Source organism: Candidatus Symbiopectobacterium sp., assembly GCF_020054415.1.
Classification (GTDB): Bacteria; Pseudomonadota; Gammaproteobacteria; order Enterobacterales; family Enterobacteriaceae; genus Symbiopectobacterium.
Genome location: NZ_JAHWCO010000220.1, coordinates 1 through 1,277 on the forward strand (window position 1 = coordinate 1; position 1,277 = coordinate 1,277).

A 1,277-nucleotide genomic window follows, 5' to 3' on the forward strand; every position below is an offset into this window, starting at 1 on the left:
GCGCTGCTTGAGGGCCTTGTTATAAGAGGGCCAGTTGGTGATTTTAAAATTTTGTTTTGCCATGGAGACCTGATTTTGAAACAACTGTGGTGATCTGCTCCGATGATTACCCAAAAGTTCTATTTATTCAACAAAGCCGTGCAGCGCATCAATGCCTTTAATCCCAGCGCTGAGCGCCCTTTTGTGTTAGGCCTGCCAACAGGCAGTTCACCGTTAGAAGCTTATAAAGCGCTTGTCGTGATGCACAACGCCGGGCTGGTCAGTTTTAAGCACGTAGTGACATTTAATATGGATGAATATGTCGGTCTGCCGGCCGCTCATACGCAAAGTTATCACACGTTCATGTATGAGAATTTCTTCAATCACTTTGATATTCCGTAGGAAAATATTAACCTGTTGAACGGTAACGCTCCAGATGTGGTGGCCGAATGCCAACGTTATGAAGATAAAATGGCCTCCTATGGCAAGATTCACCTGTTTATGGGGGGAGTAGGTAATGACGGGCATATTGCGTTTAATGAACCCGCCTCATCCTTAGCCTCCCGTACGCGGATCAAGACGTTGACCGAAGAGACCCGCACCGCGAATTCCCGTTTCTTCGAGGGTGATATGTCTCAGGTTCCCAAATATGCGCTTACCGTCGGCGTCGGCACCCTGTTAGATGCTGAGGAAGTGATGATTTTGGTGTCTGGCCGTAACAAGGCACAAGCATTACAGGCTGCCGTAGAGGGCGATGTAAATCACATGTGGACCATCAGTTGTCTGCAACTGCATGCCAAGGCAATCATTGTTTGCGATGAGCCCTCTACCATGGAGTTGAAAGTAAAAACCGTGAAATACTTCCACGAGTTGGAAGCTGAAAGCATTATCGGTCTTTAATCTGTAAGCCGGGAGTTCAAGATGTATGCGTTAACCCATTGTCGTATCTACACCGTGCACCAAATACTGGATGACCATGCTATCTTATCAACGATGACACGATCGAAAGCGTGTGTCCCGAATCCGATCTTCCCGCCCCCCTGCCACGCCACGATCTGAAGGGCGCTTCGGTGGCCCCCGGCTTTATCGATTTACAGCTTAACGGCTGCGATGGCGTCCAGTTCAATGACATCCTTGATGCCATTTCCATTGCCACGCGGCTTTGTTGAATAAATAGATATTATGCTGCGTAGCCATAAAGGCTGCGGATTCCCTTGACGTAAAATCAGTATGTTAAATCCAGAGCGTGGTGATGCATCCCGGAGCGATCAGCATTTTAATCCAAAACAGGCTTGTCA

General features: G+C 47.9%; 2 pseudogenes. Both read left to right on the plus strand.

From position 1 onward, the window contains the following. Positions 1-102 precede the first annotated feature (102 nt). Positions 103-879, plus strand: a pseudogene (gene nagB / locus QZ506_RS06480) (glucosamine-6-phosphate deaminase). 21 nt (positions 880-900) lie between these two features. Further along, positions 901-1,136, plus strand: a pseudogene (gene nagA / locus QZ506_RS06485) (N-acetylglucosamine-6-phosphate deacetylase); the annotation flags it as partial. Positions 1,137-1,277: the final 141 nt, after the last annotated feature.